The sequence below is a fragment of the Caulobacter sp. FWC2 genome, assembly GCF_002742625.1.
GTDB lineage: Bacteria > Pseudomonadota > Alphaproteobacteria > Caulobacterales > Caulobacteraceae > Caulobacter.
In genome coordinates this window covers 950,081-965,113 of sequence record NZ_PEBF01000001.1, presented here as the reverse complement: position 1 = coordinate 965,113, position 15,033 = coordinate 950,081, and the positions used below count along the sequence as shown (strand labels likewise).

Annotated in this window: 16 protein-coding genes; 12 read left to right on the top strand and 4 right to left on the bottom strand. The window is 66.0% G+C overall.

Translation table 11 applies throughout. From position 1 onward, the window contains the following. Positions 1–16: 16 nt before the first annotated feature. Positions 17–571 carry a TetR/AcrR family transcriptional regulator gene (locus CSW62_RS04590; protein WP_099575999.1) on the top strand — a complete coding sequence of 185 codons (555 nt, stop codon included), beginning with the start codon at positions 17–19 and terminating at the stop codon, positions 569–571. Between the two features lie 57 nt (positions 572–628). Beyond that, a complete protein-coding gene (locus CSW62_RS04585; protein ID WP_099582172.1) occupies positions 629–1,012 on the top strand; it encodes a thiol-disulfide oxidoreductase DCC family protein in 384 nt (127 codons plus the stop codon). Here the strand turns inward: CSW62_RS04585 and CSW62_RS04580 are convergent. Then, positions 993–1,613: a TIGR02466 family protein gene (locus CSW62_RS04580; RefSeq protein ID WP_099575998.1), complete on the bottom strand. Its 621-nt coding sequence runs from the start codon at positions 1,611–1,613 to the stop codon at positions 993–995. The two genes, CSW62_RS04585 and CSW62_RS04580, sit on opposite strands and share 20 nt — an antisense overlap. A gap of 138 nt (positions 1,614–1,751) precedes the next feature. Here CSW62_RS04580 and CSW62_RS04575 point away from each other — a divergent pair, with 138 nt between their 5' ends. From CSW62_RS04575 to CSW62_RS26045, 7 genes are all read left to right on the top strand, one after another. Then, a complete protein-coding gene (locus CSW62_RS04575; protein WP_099575997.1) occupies positions 1,752–2,639 on the top strand; it encodes a hypothetical protein in 888 nt (295 codons plus the stop codon). Positions 2,640–2,650: 11 nt separating this feature from the next. After that, a complete protein-coding gene (locus CSW62_RS26310; RefSeq protein ID WP_158235384.1) occupies positions 2,651–2,827 on the top strand; it encodes a hypothetical protein in 177 nt (58 codons plus the stop codon). Positions 2,828–2,862: 35 nt separating this feature from the next. Next, positions 2,863–3,183, top strand: coding sequence for a hypothetical protein (locus CSW62_RS26780; protein WP_233206612.1), 321 nt, complete (start codon positions 2,863–2,865; stop codon positions 3,181–3,183). Next, on the top strand, positions 3,102–3,467 hold the full coding sequence (locus CSW62_RS27385) for a type II toxin-antitoxin system RelE/ParE family toxin (RefSeq protein WP_369827541.1): 366 nt from the start codon (positions 3,102–3,104) through the stop codon (positions 3,465–3,467). The genes CSW62_RS26780 and CSW62_RS27385 overlap by 82 nt, the downstream gene beginning before the upstream one ends. Positions 3,468–3,486: 19 nt before the next feature. Beyond that, on the top strand, positions 3,487–5,397 hold the full coding sequence (gene uvrC, locus CSW62_RS04565) for an excinuclease ABC subunit UvrC (RefSeq protein WP_233206780.1): 1,911 nt from the start codon (positions 3,487–3,489) through the stop codon (positions 5,395–5,397). A 271-nt stretch (positions 5,398–5,668) separates the two neighbouring features. Further along, positions 5,669–7,933 (top strand): sensor histidine kinase, encoded by a 2,265-nt coding sequence (locus CSW62_RS04560; protein WP_199170514.1) that lies wholly within the window; start codon positions 5,669–5,671, stop codon positions 7,931–7,933. Continuing rightward, entirely contained in the window at positions 7,930–8,874 is a 945-nt protein-coding gene (locus CSW62_RS26045; protein WP_143324329.1) for a response regulator, read from the top strand. Before CSW62_RS04560 ends, CSW62_RS26045 begins: the two co-directional genes overlap by 4 nt. Here CSW62_RS26045 and CSW62_RS04555 read toward each other — a convergent pair. Further along, positions 8,755–10,065 (bottom strand): DNA cytosine methyltransferase, encoded by a 1,311-nt coding sequence (locus CSW62_RS04555; RefSeq protein ID WP_099575993.1) that lies wholly within the window; start codon positions 10,063–10,065, stop codon positions 8,755–8,757. The genes CSW62_RS26045 and CSW62_RS04555 overlap by 120 nt on opposite strands. Positions 10,066–10,412: 347 nt before the next feature. Between CSW62_RS04555 and CSW62_RS04545 the strand changes: the two genes are divergently transcribed. Further along, complete coding sequence (locus tag CSW62_RS04545) at positions 10,413–10,982, top strand: sigma-70 family RNA polymerase sigma factor (RefSeq protein ID WP_099575992.1); 570 nt, start codon at positions 10,413–10,415, stop codon at positions 10,980–10,982. A gap of 178 nt (positions 10,983–11,160) precedes the next feature. Here CSW62_RS04545 and CSW62_RS04540 read toward each other — a convergent pair whose 3' ends face one another. After that, positions 11,161–12,354 (bottom strand): aminotransferase class V-fold PLP-dependent enzyme, encoded by a 1,194-nt coding sequence (locus tag CSW62_RS04540; protein ID WP_099575991.1) that lies wholly within the window; start codon positions 12,352–12,354, stop codon positions 11,161–11,163. Further along, complete coding sequence (locus tag CSW62_RS04535) at positions 12,330–13,121, bottom strand: tryptophan 2,3-dioxygenase (RefSeq protein ID WP_099575990.1); 792 nt, start codon at positions 13,119–13,121, stop codon at positions 12,330–12,332. The genes CSW62_RS04540 and CSW62_RS04535 overlap by 25 nt, the downstream gene beginning before the upstream one ends. Before the next feature lie 151 nt (positions 13,122–13,272). Between CSW62_RS04535 and rsgA the strand changes: the two genes are divergently transcribed. Further along, on the top strand, positions 13,273–14,349 hold the full coding sequence (gene rsgA / locus CSW62_RS04530; RefSeq protein WP_099575989.1) for a ribosome small subunit-dependent GTPase A: 1,077 nt from the start codon (positions 13,273–13,275) through the stop codon (positions 14,347–14,349). Between the two features lie 99 nt (positions 14,350–14,448). Next, positions 14,449–14,787, top strand: a complete 339-nt coding sequence (locus CSW62_RS04525) for a hypothetical protein (protein ID WP_099575988.1) — start codon at positions 14,449–14,451, stop codon at positions 14,785–14,787. Positions 14,788–15,033: the final 246 nt, after the last annotated feature.

Below are 15,033 nucleotides of genomic sequence, written 5' to 3'. Positions count from 1 at the left end.
CAATCGGAAAGGCGGCATGAACGTTCGGGACGAACAGCGGGAGCGGGTGGCGGCTGCCCTGGCCGATCATCTGCTGCGCACGGGCCTTTCCCAGGCAAGCCTTCGCCAGCTGGCGGCGGCGGCCGGGGTCAGCGACCGGATGCTGCTGTACTATTTCGCCGACAAGACCGAGGTGCTGGCCCAGGCCATGGCGCGCCTTGCCGCCGACATGGCGGGCCGTCTGGCGTCCGCCCTGCCCGAGACCGAGCGCCTGTCGCCCGCCGTGCTCAGCGCCCGCGCCGCGCGGCTGGTCATCGACGACGCCTACCGGCCCTTCATGCGGCTGTGGATCGAAGCGGTGGCGGCGGCGGCGCGGGGGGAAGCGCCGTTCGTCGACATCGCCCGCCAGATCGGCGGCGGCTTCCTGGCGTGGCTGGAGGCCCGGCTGGACCCGGCGACGACGCCCGACCCGCCCGGCGCGGCGGCGGCGATCCTGGCCCTGCTGGACGGTCTGGCCCTGGTCGAGGTCTGCGCCGGTCCCGAGCGCGCGCGCCGGGCGGTCGAGGCCCTGGAAGCGGCGGCGCGGCACTAAGCCGCCTTGGGCTCCTACGCCCTTCCCGCTCCCCTCGCGCAGGTCCATATCAGCGCCATGACCGCCGCTGCTCCCGCCCCGCGCCTGACCGTCTGGTACGACGGGGGATGTCCGCTGTGCCTGCGCGAGATCGCGCTGATGCGACGGCTGGACCGGCGGGGGGCGATCGCCTTCATCGACGTCGCCGACGGCGAGACGGCCTGCCCGATCGACCGCGCCGAGCTGCTGGCCCGTTTCCATGCGCGCGAGGACGGCCAGCTGCTGTCAGGCGCGGCGGCCTTCGCGGCCATGTGGCGGGCGGTTCCGGTGCTGCGGCCGCTCGGGGTCCTGGCGCGGCGCCCTTGGGCGCTGAAGGTCCTGGAGGCGCTCTATGTCCGCTTCCTGCGGGTCCGCCCCCGGCTGCAGCGGCTGGTAGTCCGGCTTACCGCCAGGCGTAGTTGAAGCTGACGCTGATGCGCTGCTCGTCGGCCTGGTTGGTGGTCACTTCGTGGCGCAGCCAGCTTTCCCACATCAGCACCGCGCCGGCCGACGGCTTGACGTAGATGAACGGCGCCAGGGTCTCGGGCGCGCCTTCGGCGCGGGTCGGGGCGGCCATCATCATCGGCAGACGCGGGTCCTCGAACTTCAGGGCCGAGGCGCCCGGCGGGATGGTGATGTAGACCGTGCCGGAGATCACGCTGTGCGGGTGGATGTGGCCGCTGTGCGAGCCGCCCGGCTCCAGGATGTTGATCCACAGGCTGTCCATGACCAGCTTGCCGCCGGCCAGGTCGAAGGCAAGGTCCTTGGCGAAGGCCACCGCGTGCTTGTCCAGCTTCTTCTTCAGCGTCTCGAACAGGCTGTCTCGCTGCGGCAGGTCGTTCAGCGAGGCGTAGGAGGTGTAGCCCAGATAGCCCTTGTTATAGGCCCAGGCCTGGCCGGCCTCGTCGTCCTCGGCGATGGCGATGCAGGCGTCGTGCAGCTCGTCGATGAACGCCTCGGCGTCCTTGTCGCTGGCGAGGCTGGCTTCATAGAGCGGGGTGACGAAGAGGCTGCGCGTGGTCATGAGGGGCGTCATAGCGCCGGCGGAGCAAGAGGGCAAAGGCGCGGGCGGAAACGCGGCGCTCAACTCACTCTTTATAATTGCATTTGAATTAAATTCACGCATGATGTGCATCTCAATCCATGATCCGGGGGGACCAGGATGCGCGCCGTCTTTCTCTGCATGCCGCTGCTGGCCGCCGGCCTGGTCGGTTGCCAGTCGCTGGAGGGTTATCCGCAACCCCTGGAGACCCGCGCACAGGCGCTCGGCATGGTCAGGGCCGACACCCAGCCGGCAGCGGTCACCGCCTATGTCGCCCTCACCGACCCCACTCAGCGGCTAGCCAGGCGGGATCAGATCGTCCGCGCGCGGCTCTATGCGATCGACGTCAACTACGACGACTTCGTCCGCGGGCTGACCGGTCAGCAGAAAGCCTTCGCGATTGGCTCGGACGTGGTCGCCGCCGGCCTGACCGGCGCGGCCACCCTGGCCAAGAGCGCCACCACCAAGACCCACCTGACCACCTACGCCAGCGCAGTGCTGGGCGTGCGCTCGACGGTCGACAAGGAGGTCTTCTACAGCAAGACCCTGCCGGCCGTGGTCACCCAGATGGACGCCTCGCGCAAGACGGTGCTCGCCAAGATCGAGGAAGGCCTGGCCCAGCCCGACGCCAGCTATCCGCTGATGGCGGCCCTGGCCGACCTGCAGGACTACTACACCTCCGGCACCTTGAACGGGGCCTTGAACCAGATCTCCAAGGACGCTGGCGTCAAGAGCGACGCCGCTCAGCAGCGCATCACCAACGTCACGACGGTCAAGTACGCCGTCGACGCCACGCACAAGAGCCTGTTCAACTACTGGCTGACCGACGGGAAGACGATCAACGCAACGCACCAAGCGACCCTGCTGAGCTGCGTTCCGCCTCCGGGCGGCGCGACCGCCACGCTCTCGGACCTCAACAAGATCGTCAACGATGGCACGCCCGAGGCGGCCACTCAGCGCGCGATCGTCGCCGCCTGCGTGAAGCAAAAGGATGCGTCCTTCAACTAGAGGAGCCAACCATGCCCAACACGACGACCGCCGCCGCGAGCGGATCCCGGCAGGAAGTCCGGACCGGCGTTCCCGAAGAAGAGCTGACCGGCTACATCGCCATCCAGCGCGCCTGCGGCGCCACGGACGTGGTGGCGGTGCATGATGGTCCGGCGACCTACACCGTGACGGCCACCTTCCCGGCGTGATTGACGCCGCCCGCTGGGCGGAACATAGTCGGAACATGGCCGCCGACGATCTGATCCTGACCCTCGACGCGGCGCTTGCCGAGCGCCTGCGCATTCGCGCCGAGGCGGCAGGGCTGAGCGTGGAAGCGTACGCGCACGATATCCTGCGGCGTGACGTCGACCCGCCAGGCCTCGCGGAGAGCGAAGCCCGATGGGACAGCCGTTTGCCGCCCCGCCCGCCCGAAGACGACCTCGACCAGAATTCCAAAGCCTATTCCGACTATATCGAGCGGATCTGCGACGAGGCCGAGCGCACCGGCGGCGTCCCCTGGGAGCAGGTGCGGGCGCGTCTGCGAAACTTCGGCCAGCCTCGCTGACGCGTGCGCCGGATCGTTTTCACCGAGCTGGCGGATACGATATCAACAGGCTTGAAGCTTGGCTTATCGAGCGCGGCGCACCCTATGCTCGCGGTCTCGGCCTGGAGCTTGTAGACGCCATCGAAGGGCTGATCGATTTTCCGGGACGCGCGCCCGTCAGTCGCGACGGCCGCTATCGCGAACGCTACATCGCGTTCCATTCGAACCAGTACGTCGTCCAATATCTGGTCCGCGGGGACGCCGTCGTCATCGCGCGCATCCGACACAGCCTCGAACGTCGCTGAACGCGCCGGACTCGCCTATATCTCCCCCGTGACCGATACGACGACCGACACCCCCGCCTCGCCCCGCCTGTCCGGCGCCGCCCTGATCAAGGACGAGGTCACGCGCCTGCCCGACGCGCCCGGCGTCTACCGCATGATCGGCGAGGCCGACGAGGTGCTGTACGTCGGCAAGGCCAAGAGCCTGAAGAAGCGCGTCATCCAGTACGCGCAAGGCCGCTTCCACACCAACCGCATCGCCAACATGGTCGACGCCACGCGGTCGATGGAGTTCATCACCACCCGCACCGAAGCCGACGCCCTGCTGCTCGAGATCAACCTGATCAAGCAGCTGAAGCCGCGCTTCAACGTGCTGCTGCGCGACGACAAGAGCTTCCCCGAGATCGTCATCCGCCGCGACCACGACGCCCCGCAGCTGCGCAAGCACCGCGGCGCCCACACGATCAAGGGCGACTATTTCGGACCGTTCGCCAGCGCCTGGGCGGTGAACCGCACGCTGAATACCTTGCAAAAGGCCTTCCTGCTCCGCTCATGCAGCGACAGCGTCTATGAGAGCCGCGACCGGCCCTGCATGCTGCACCAGATCAAGCGCTGCGCCGCCCCCTGCACCGGCCTGATCGGCAAGGAGGACTACCAGGGCCTCGTCGACCAGGCCGAGGCCTTCCTGCGCGGCAAGTCCCGCGCGGTGATGTCCAGCATGGCCAAGCAGATGGAAGAGGCCGCCGAAGAGCTGGAGTTCGAGCGCGCCGCCCGCCTGCGCGACCGCATCCGCGCCCTCTCCAGCGTCGCCCAGGAGACCCAGATCAACCCCGAGACCGTGGACGAGGCCGACGTCGTGGCCCTGCACGTCGAGGGCGGCCAGGCCTGCGTGCAGGTGTTCTTCTTCCGGGCCGGCCAGAACTGGGGCAACCGCGCCTATTTCCCGCGCGTCACCGGCAATGTGGAAGAGACCGACGAAACCACCACCGAGGAGCAGCGCATCCTCACCGCCTTCCTGGGCCAGTTCTACGACGACAAGCCGATCCCGCGCCTGATCCTGTCCAACCTCCAGCCGGCCGAGGCCGCGCTGCTGGCCGAGGCCTTCGCCCTGAAGAGCGGCCGCAAGGTCGAAATCGCCACCCCAAAGCGCGGCGAGAAGGCCGACCTGGTCCAGCACGCCCTGACCAACGCGCGTGAGGCCCTTGGGCGAAAAATGGCCGAGGGCAGCGCCCAGACCAAGCTGCTGGCCGGCGTCGCCGAGGCCTTCAAGCTGGAGGCCCCGCCCGAGCGGATCGAGGTCTATGACAACAGCCACATCCAGGGCACCAACGCCGTCGGCGGCATGATCGTGGCGGGCCCGGAAGGCTTCATGAAGGGCCAGTACCGCAAGTTCAACATCAAGAGCACTGAGCTCACCCCCGGCGACGACTACGGCATGATGAAGGAGGTGCTGAAGCGCCGCTTCGCCCGCCTGGTCAAGGAGGAGGAGGACGGCGACAGCGACAACCGCCCCGACCTCGTCCTGGTCGACGGCGGCAAGGGCCAGCTGGACGCGGCCCTGGATATCATGGCCGACCTCGGCGTCGACGACATCGCCGTGGTTGGGGTGGCCAAGGGTCCTGACCGCGACGCCGGTCTGGAGCGCTTCTTCATCCCCGGCCAGACCCCGTTCATGCTCGAGCCCAAGTCGCCGGTGCTCTACTACCTGCAACGCCTCCGCGACGAAGCCCACCGCTTCGCCATCGGCGCCCACCGCACGCGGCGCAGCATGGACATGAAGAAGAACCCGCTGGACGAGATCGAAGGCGTCGGCCCGGGCCGCAAGAAGGCCCTGCTCCACGCGTTCGGCTCGGCGAAGGGCGTCGGCCGGGCGAGCGTGGAGGACCTGGTCAAGGTCGAGGGGGTCAGCTTGGCGTTGGCCGAGCGGATCCATGGGTTTTTCAGGAAGGGGTGAGGGGGGTTAGGCTGCACGCCGCGACGACGGGGATCCTGCAGGCGAGAGGCCCGATCACAGCCGCGCTTGTCATGTTCGTGCGGCAATGGCGAAGTGCCGCCCATGATCGCCGAGGCCCCGGAGGTTCAGCTTGAGGCTGAGGCCAGGCAAGTCACCTCACTTTGCAGGATCTATTTCACCATAGAATAAAACAGGTTAAAGCGTAAGCATGGCTGCACCTGAGACCTTTCGAGTCAGTTCTCACCTCAAGGACATCATAGGACGCGATCTCGTGACCAACGAGTTCGTGGCCATCTTCGAATTGGTCAAGAATTCGTTCGACGCCGGCGCGACGCGCGTCGACATCGAATTTGATCCCGACGAAAGCAGCATCGCGATTGTCGATGATGGCCAAGGCATGTCGGCAGCCGATATTCGGGACAAGTGGCTCTTCGTTGCCTATTCGGAAAAGGCCCTCGCGGGGCCCGAAAACTACCGCGACAGAATCCGGCCTGCGGGCCAATTCGCCGGCAGCAAGGGTATTGGACGCTTTGCCTGCGACACCCTTGGCTCCAGCCTTGATCTCTACAGCCGCACGCGCGGCTCCAGCAAGATCTCCAAGCTCGAGATAGACTGGACCCTGTTCGAGAAGGACAGCAAGGAAGAGTTCCAGGCCGTCGACGTCACTCTTGGGGACGCGCTGGAATTTCCCGAGATCCACAACGCCAGTGTCCCCATCGAGCATGGCACTGTTCTCTTGATCAAGGACACGCGCCACCATTGGGATGAGGTAACGATCAAAAAGCTGCGCAAGGATCTTGCGAAGCTGATCGATCCCTTCGGAACGACCAAGAATGTCGTGGTTTCGACATGGTTAGCCGACGGGGACGAGACGCAGGTCGAGGGCGTCGATGGACCGGTCGGGAACCAGATCGCCGACCTTCTTCAGGACAAGACAAGTCGCATCGACGTCGTGATTCATTCCGGCATGGTCGAAACAACCCTGTTTGACCGAGGCAGAAGAATATATTCAATCAAGGAGCCGTCGCCCTACGAAGATCTTGGAGACAGCCGTGTACAGGGGAACATATATTTCCTGAATCGTGCGGCGAAGCACAATTTTACAGTCCAAATGGGCGTCCGCCCCGTAGAATTCGGTAGTGTCTTCTTGTTCTTGAACGGGTTCCGTATTTTCCCGATCGGCGAAGAACTTGACGACACGCTTGGCTTGAACCGCCGGAAGCAGCAGGGACAATCGCGTTATCTTGGTACGCGCGACCTGATCGGGCGGGTCGACGTGACGGCGCGACCAAAGATGTTCCGCGAGGTGTCCAGCAGGGATGCCGGTCTGGTCGACGACGCCCGCAGCCGGGCGCTCTATGACGCGATCAAGCGGCACATGATCTTCCGTCTTGAGCGGTATGTCGTCGGCGTCAACTGGAAGGACAAACGTGACCAGGACCGCGACACCGCCGAGGGACTGGAAACGGACAGCGCCCGTGAACGTATCCTCTCGATCGTCGGCGGGTTGGCGCGCTCCAAGGATGTCGAGATCGTCTACTATGATCCCGATATCGTAAGAGTCTCGGACGATCCTGACCAAATCACCGACAACACGCTGAAGTCCATCGCCGAGGTGGCGGAGAGCAACGGCGATACCGCACTGCTCGGGCAAATCGAGGACGCCCGACGCCGGATCGATGAGCTGCGCGCGTCTCGCGAAGAGGCCCGCGAAGTCGCCCAGCGCGCGATCGAGGAGCGGCAGCGCGCGGATGCCCGCATCGAGAGGCTGGAGCAGCAGGCGGCGTTTCTCGGCAGCAGCCGGGACGTGAACGTCGAGCGCGTGCAGCTGTTGATGCACCAGGCCACCATCCATCTGGGCCATGTGCGGTCCGCAATTGCCAACGTGTCCCACGAGCTGCGGAATGTGCTCGCCTCGGCTTCTGCGCCGGAGGACGGCCTGGACATTGATGACTTCGAAGATCTTCTGGCGAGCATCCGTCAGTCCGCGAGGCGGGCATCAGCCTCCATCGCGGGCGCGAACCTCTCCGGTGAACGCCTACGCACAGTCCTATCCTTCGCCCCCAACATTCGCGTCGATCTCCAGACGGACAAGGTGCGCGGCGACCTGCTCAAGTTCTTCGGCGAATACTTCGAGGTGCGTCTGGCTGGTGTCCCGGGGATGCCCACGGCCACGTTCGACGCTGCAGGGCTCTCGTTGCATAGGGAGTTCTCCCCCGTCGATGTCGCGGTCTTGATCGACAACCTTCAGGACAACGCGAGGAAGGCGAGAGCCAAACACATCGAATTCAAGGCCAGTCGCAAAGGGCAGGGTCCTGTCATCATCAGCGTGACGGACGACGGCGTTGGGATTGATGAACGCAAGGTGGATACCGCCAAGATCTTCGAGCGGGGCTATTCGGGATCGACCAACGGGACCGGGCTTGGCCTCTACACGGTCCGGCAGATCATACAGGATATGGGTGGGACGATTGAGCTGGTCGGCGACGGGACGCGCGCGGACTTCGAGATCGTGATCCCGGGGGGCGATGCATGAACCTCGACTTCGGAATCCTCTGGATTGAAGACTCCTTTAGTCCGGAAGAGGAGGAAACCCTCAAGCGACGGGTCCGGGATGCGGGCTTCATCGCGCGGATCGAGGCGATCGAAAACGGTGCCGGCATCGAGAAGCTCGCGCGCGAACATCAACTATATCACCGATACTATATTATCCTCCTCGACTACAAATTGAAGGACGAGGATGGCGATGAGTTGGCGCCAAAAATCCGAATTCTATTCCCGTCAACGACGATCCTGTTTTATTCAGGAAATTACCAGGAAAACGAACTCCGGAGGATGATCGCTGAAAAGCAGGTTGAAGGCGTATACTGTAGCGCCAGGGAGCGGTTCATCGAGAGGACTGGCGGCCTGATCGACCAGACCGCCCGCGCTCTCGATCGCCTGTCGGGCATGCGTGGACTGGCGATGCGCGTGGTGGCCGAATGCGATGCGCTCATGCGCGACGCGATGCTGTCGATGTGCGCGCGCGATCCGGCCTGCAACGCCAAGATGGGCGACCTGGACGATGACGTGCTCGATTTCCTGGATGGCCTAAAGGCGGGCTATGAGGTTGCAACGACGGGAGACCTTGCTGGTCGGCTGGATACGAGGGCGGTCGATAGCGCCAAGCTCTTCAAGCATTTCCGGCGGCTCACGAAGGTAGCGGCGGCCGGTCCCACTATATTTGGCCTGACGGCCGACCAGGTTGAGCGTCTTAGGGAACTGAGGAAGATCAGCGCTCAGTACAACACCGGGGTCCTGCACAAGCGGAACATCCTCGGTCACGTTGTCGAGGTGCAGGGGCCGACAGGTTGGGCGCTACAGGGCAGCGACGAGATGAGCGTCAACGACTTCCCCGACCTGCGGCAAAGCTTCGCGACCCATATTGACGCCTTCCGCGAAATGGGCGAGCTCGTTGGGCTTCTGGACCAGAAGTAGGCCGGTGAGGACCTCGCCGATGGCTTCGGCGAACAACGGGGGGACGGCATTTCCAACCTGCGTGAAGCGAGGGCAAGCGTCTTTCCTGCGCTTTCCGCCCGTCGTGTAGGGACCCTGGAACGAGAACCAGTCCGGAAAAGACTGGAGCCGCGCGTGCTCGCGTACGGTCATCGACCTTGGCCGCGAATAGTGGACCAAGTCATCGGGCAGCGTGCTGATCGTTGGCGACGGTGCCTCGGGGTCCAGCGCGGTCGTGGCGCGCTTCTTGATCCCGAACCGGGCGCGGTCCTCGGCGCGCAGGCAAACACCTCGCTCGCAACTGTCTAGAATGTCCTGCATGCGTTTGGCGGAAGTGGCGTTGTGCCGGGGAAGCCGCACGTCGGAGATTTGGTCCGAACTGCGCGCGCGCATCAATTTCTGGTAAGGGCTCTTTGGTTGACGGGCGCGCCGCAGCGCCTTGAAGCCCTGGTTTCCCCATTCCGCGTCGGGGAGCAGTTCGCTTTCGTCACGCTCCTCGAGGTCTGACAGCGCTGCTTTCGCCGTCGTGGGGCCGGGGCCAAGGCCATGTGTTTCGAGGAACGACTTGCGCATCACGCGGAGGCGCTGGATCGGATCGATGCCAGGGAGCGATCCCTCGATCGCCGCGATCAGCACAAAGCGAGGACGGCGCTGAGGCACGCCCCAATCCGCCGCGCGCAGCGTGTCGTACCAAGTATCGTAACCAAGCTTCTTGAATTCGCGGACGACGTAGTCGCAATAGGTCCCGCCGGTCTTGTGCCGCATCGAGCGGAAGCCGACTACGTTCTCTAGTAGCACAAGGCGCGGGCGGACTTTGGCGACATACTGCAGGTAGACGTCGACCATTTGGCTGCGGGGATCGTCGGGCCTTCGCAGTCCATTCATGCTGAAGCCTTGGCAGGGAGGCCCGCCCGCGATCAGGTCGACTTTGCCGCGGAGCAATGACAACTCGGCCGCGTGCTCCTGAAGGACGTCTTGCGCCAACCAGGCGCGCTGTTCGAGCCAGTCTGGCCAGCGATGACGCTCGCTCGCACCGTCCAGCAGGTTATGTTTGTAGGTGGAGAAGGCGTGGGCGTGGGCTTCGACCCCGAAGAGCGTGGAGAAGCCGGCCTCGCCCAGGCCAAGCGAAAGCCCACCGCAGCCGGCGAAAAGATCGATGCAGGTCGGCCTCATGGGAGCGCTATCGCACAGGCGTTCATCGATGTCCAGGACACTAGGGGCAGCTTCGTCGTCTAAGGCGTGCCGATACCGGTGGCTGAAATCGCGGCATCATGCATCCCCCAATTTGACGCTGCGGCAAAGCTAGGACCCGATTCTCAAAGGATTTGTTACCGCGAGCTGCGACCTGCTGCGTCAGCATCGCCTGGGCGTGCGCGTCGAGATGGTCGAGCGCGTGACCATCGACGCCGCCGCCCTCTCCGCCATCTGAAAGAGACGCCACCAAAGAACACCGTTCTCCGGCGCAACCAAACCGTTCCAGCCCCGTTTGATAGCTTGAGTATCTTCAAGCGGGGACCGTCATGGACCATCAGGACCAAAAGACCTTCGAGCGCGATCTGGTCGCGCTGATTCCGCATCTGCGCGCCTTCGCCCGTTCGCTGTGCGGCGACGCCACCGCCGCCGACGACCTGGCGCAGGAGGCCGTGGCCAAGGCCTGGGCCAGCCGCAACAGCTTCGCCATGGGCACCAACATGAAGGCCTGGACCTTCATGATCCTGCGCAACCAGTTCTATTCGGAAAAGCGCCGCAGCTGGCGCTCGGTGGGCCTGGATCAGGAAACCGCCGAACGCACCCTGGTGGCCAACACCAATTTCGACGGCGCCATCGCCCTGGACGACCTGCGCCAGGCGATGCTGATGCTGCCCGAGAACCAGCGCGAGGCGCTGATCCTGATCGGCGCCGGCGGCTTCTCGTACGAGGAAGCGGCCGAGATCATCGGCGTCGCCGTCGGCACGGTGAAGAGCCGCGTCAGCCGCGCCCGCGCCGACCTGGTCCAGATCTTCGAGACCGGCAGCTACGACCGCGACGGCAAGCCGGTGCACGAGGCCATGGGCTCGATGCTGCACGCGCTGGAACGCCTGTCGGCTTAGAGGCTAGAGCCCCTCCCCTCTCCCCTTGCGGGAGAGGGTGGCCCGCGAAGCGGGTCGGGTGAGGGGTTGAAGACAGGATCCGCCGCGACGGCTTAACCGCTGTCGCGGCGGCTTTCGTTTGTGCGACCCCTCATCCGTCAGCTGCGCTGACACCTTCTCCCGCAAGGGGAGAAGGAGACTAGGTCAGCCCCCGACACACCCCGCAGAACGCCGCCACGTCCGCCTCGTCGTGATAGATCGACAGCCCCACGCGCAGCACGTCGTCGCGGACGTCGGTCACCACGCCCTTTTCAGCCAGCGCCTGTTTCCAGGCGCTGGCTTTTTCGTGTCGCAGGGCCAGGAAGCGCGCCTGCGGTCCCTCGCCCGGCGGGTTCAGCACCACGGCGTCCTTCAGCGGGCCGGCCTGGCCGTCGGCGATCTGGTCCAGCAACAGCCGTTGCAGGCGCCCGACATGGGCAACGACCACCGCCGTGCTCAGGCCTTCAGCCTCCAGCATCCGGCCCGCCGCCACGAAGCGGTAGAGGCCCGAGGGATCGAAGGTCGCGCCCATGAAGCGGCCGGCGTCGCGGACATAGCCGACCCCGCCGGGCGGGCCTTCCAGGTCGCCAAACTCGGCGTACCAGCCGGTCAGCACCGGGCGCGGGCCATAGCCCTCCGGCGCGTGCAGGAAGGCCGCGCCCTCCCCGGCCATGGCGTATTTGTAGCCGCCGGCGACGTAGAAGATTCGGTCCGCCACCGCCGACAGGTCGGCCGGGACGGCGCGGAAGCCGTGATAGCCGTCGACCACGATCCACGGCCCCTCGGGCCGGGCCAGCTCGGCCAGCTCCCAGACGCGGTCGAAGACAAAGCCGGTCTTGAAGAACACGTGGCTGACGAAGATCAGGTCGTAGGTCCCGGTCCTGGCGGCCGACAGGAACCGCTCGACGAAGTCGGGACGGTCGGTCTCGACCAGGGTCAGCTCGATCTGGCCGGCCTCGGCCCAGCGCTGGGCCTGGCGGCGGAACGAGTGGAACTCGCCGTCGGTGGACAGCACGCGGATCGGCTGGTTGGCCGATGGGCGCTCGATCGCCGACATCAGCACCGCCAGCAAGGCGTGGGTGTTGGGCGCGAAGACCACGCTCTCTGGGGACGGCAGGTTCAGCTCGCGGGCCACCAGGCCCTGGGCGGCCGGATAGACCTGGCCCAGCGCCTTGTCCCACTTGTGGTCGGCCAGGACGACGGCGTCCTCCCAGGCCTCGACCTGCCCGGCCAGGGTGGCGTCGGGCCACAGGTGGTGGCTGTGAGCGGCCATGTGCAGCCGGCCCGGCACGGACAGGGCCTTGGAGAACAGGTTCTTGCGGGCCGACATCAGAGCTTGGTCCTCAGCGACCACAGCTCGGGGAACGCGCGACGGCGCAGGGTGCTGGCCAGATACCCCACCCCATCGGTGCCGCCCGTCCCCGGCCGGCCGCCGATGATCCGCTCGACGGTCAGCACGTGCTTGTGGCGCCAGGTGACCAGGGCGTCGTCCAGGTCGACCAGCTTCTCGGCCAGCTGGTACAGCTCCCAATAGCGCTGCGGGTCGCGATAGACCTCCAGCCAGGCGGCCTCGACGCCCTCGGACGGTGCGTAGGTCTGGCTGAAGTCGCGGTTCAGGGCGCTGTCGGGCACGGTCAGGCCGTGGCGAGGCAGCTGGGCGATGGCCACGTCGTACAGGCTGGGCGCATCGAGCGCGGCCTGCAGCTGGCCCAAGGCTGAGGAGCCTTCCTCGTGGAACTTCAGGAAGCTCTGGTCCTTCAGGCCCAGCAGGTATTCCAGGGTCCGGAACTGGTGCGACTGGAAGCCCGAGGACGAGCCCAGGTCGCCCCGGAAGCTGAGGTAGTCGGCCGGCGTCATGGTCGCCAGCACGTCCCACGACAGGGTCATCACCGTCTGGATCCGCGACACCCGCGCCAGGGCCTTGTAGGCCGGCTCGACGTCGTGGGCCGCGATCAGCCGCTTGGCCAGCTCGACCTCGTGGATGATCTCCTTGAGCCACAGCTCCTTGGTCTGGTGGATGACGATGAACAGCAGTTCGTCGTGCCGGTCGCTCTGCGGCTTCTGGGCCGCGAGCAGTTCGTCCAGCGCCAGATAGCGCGCGTAGGTCATGTCTTTCGCCATACCGCAGGGTATGCCGCTTTTCGCGGCGGCTCGCTACTGCGGGGCGGTGCCGGGACGGCTGGCCGTTACCCGTCGGCGCCTCTAGAATGGTTCACCACGACCCGCACCCGCAGAACCGCCTCAAGGAGCCCTGGCGTTTGAAAGCCTCGACTTGATCACGCAATACGGATGGTCCGACGCGCTGGCGCAGGCCTTCAAGCCGCACGCCCGCGCCGGCTATGTGCCCGGGCGCGTCGTCGTCCAGCAGCGCAACGGCTATCTGGTGGCCACCGACAAGGGCGAGCTGCGCGCCAAGCCCTCCGGCCGCCTGCGCCACGAGGCCCGCGAGATCGGCCACCCGGCCGTCGGCGACTGGGTGGCGATGTCGGTCAACGCCGCCGAGCGCAGCGCCACCATCCACGCCCTGCTGCCGCGCCGCACCGCCTTCATCCGCCGGGCCGCCGACAGCCTGCAGTCGCCGCAGGTGATCGCCGCCAATGTCGACCTGGCCTTCATCGTCACCTCGATGAACGGCGACCTCAATCCGCGCCGGATCGAGCGCTATCTGGCCGCCGCCTGGCAGAGCGGCGCGCGGCCGGTGATCGTGCTGACCAAGTCGGACCTCGTCGCCGAGACCGGACCCCAGACCGCCGAGATCGAGGCCCTGGCGGCCGGCTGCCCGGTCGTCAGCATCTCGGCGCGGCAAGGGGTCGGCCTGGACGCCCTGCTGGCCCACCTGGCGCCGGGCGAGACCTGCGTGCTGATCGGCTCGTCCGGGGTCGGCAAGTCCACCCTGGTCAACGTCCTGCTGGGCGAGCAGCGCATGGCCACGGCGGACGTCCGCGAGGGCGACGACAAGGGCCGCCACACCACCAGCCACCGCGAGCTTGTCCTGCTGCCCGGCGGCGGGCTGATCGTCGACACCCCCGGGGTGCGCGAGATCGGCCTGGTCGACGCCGAGCAAGGCGTCAGCGTGGTGTTCGACGACATCGAGCAGCTGACGGGGGCCTGCAAGTTCAGCGACTGCACCCACGCCAACGAACCCGGCTGCGCGGTGCGCGAGGCGATCGAGAGCGGCGCGCTGGATCCCGACCGCTGGGCGCACTTCCAGAAGCTGGGCCTGGAGCTGGCCGCCATGGAGCAGAAGACCGAGCGCCTGGCCCGGGACGCCGAGCGCCGCCGCCAGGGCGGGCTGCAAAAGGTCTATCGCGCCACCAAGAAGGACGTGCGCGGCGGCGCCGATCGCTGAACGGGCCGCCTCGCCGCACGATGTTCTCTCAGAATTTGGACCCTTCCCCCGGCCGAACGGGTTAGGGGTGGGGCTCCAGACTGAAGAGAGACCCTTGCCATGCCCGCTTTCACCATCGTCACGACCAGTGCGACCCAAGGCAGCGATGCGGCGGAGGTCAGCTCGCTGGCCGATGAATTCGGCAGCGACATCGAAGCCCTGGGCTATTCGCGCCGCATGGCCGACGAGATGCTCAGCATGGCCAACCAGCTGTCGCTGGACTTCGACTACAGCCATGTCGGCCTCTATGAAGGCGACCTGATCGACGAAGAGGTCGATCCCAGCCACGCCGCCTTCCTGGGCGCCTGGATGCTGGACGAGGAAGGCATCGCGTTCCTGACGGCGGACGAATTCCGCGACGGGGCCGACGAGACCGAGACGGAAGCCGAGGCTTCCTGACGCTTCCTTTTATCCGCTCATCCCCGCGAAAGCGGGGACCCAAACGGCGTATCCGAACAATCCCACCATATCCCGTCATCCCGCGCTTCATGCGCGGGACCCATTTGTCCGCCGCAAGTGAAGTGCGGACCTGATCGCTCACGCGCAAGCTGAACCATGGGTCCCGCGCATGAAGCGCGGGATGACGGGGATGGGGAAAATCAGCTTGGGTCCCCGCTTTCGCGGGGATGAGCGGCGTTGTGGAAA

Coding starts and splice junctions, on each gene's coding strand:
- CSW62_RS04590 (WP_099575999.1), top strand. CDS start 17: ATGAACGTTCGGGACGAACAGCGGGAGCGGGTGGCGGCTGCCCTGGCC.
- CSW62_RS04585 (WP_099582172.1), top strand. CDS start 629: ATGACCGCCGCTGCTCCCGCCCCGCGCCTGACCGTCTGGTACGACGGG.
- CSW62_RS04580 (WP_099575998.1), bottom strand. CDS start 1,613: ATGACCACGCGCAGCCTCTTCGTCACCCCGCTCTATGAAGCCAGCCTC.
- CSW62_RS04575 (WP_099575997.1), top strand. CDS start 1,752: ATGCGCGCCGTCTTTCTCTGCATGCCGCTGCTGGCCGCCGGCCTGGTC.
- CSW62_RS26310 (WP_158235384.1), top strand. CDS start 2,651: ATGCCCAACACGACGACCGCCGCCGCGAGCGGATCCCGGCAGGAAGTC.
- CSW62_RS26780 (WP_233206612.1), top strand. CDS start 2,863: ATGGCCGCCGACGATCTGATCCTGACCCTCGACGCGGCGCTTGCCGAG.
- CSW62_RS26045 (WP_143324329.1), top strand. CDS start 7,930: ATGAACCTCGACTTCGGAATCCTCTGGATTGAAGACTCCTTTAGTCCG.
- CSW62_RS04555 (WP_099575993.1), bottom strand. CDS start 10,065: ATGAGGCCGACCTGCATCGATCTTTTCGCCGGCTGCGGTGGGCTTTCG.
- CSW62_RS04545 (WP_099575992.1), top strand. CDS start 10,413: ATGGACCATCAGGACCAAAAGACCTTCGAGCGCGATCTGGTCGCGCTG.
- CSW62_RS04535 (WP_099575990.1), bottom strand. CDS start 13,121: ATGGCGAAAGACATGACCTACGCGCGCTATCTGGCGCTGGACGAACTG.
- CSW62_RS04525 (WP_099575988.1), top strand. CDS start 14,449: ATGCCCGCTTTCACCATCGTCACGACCAGTGCGACCCAAGGCAGCGAT.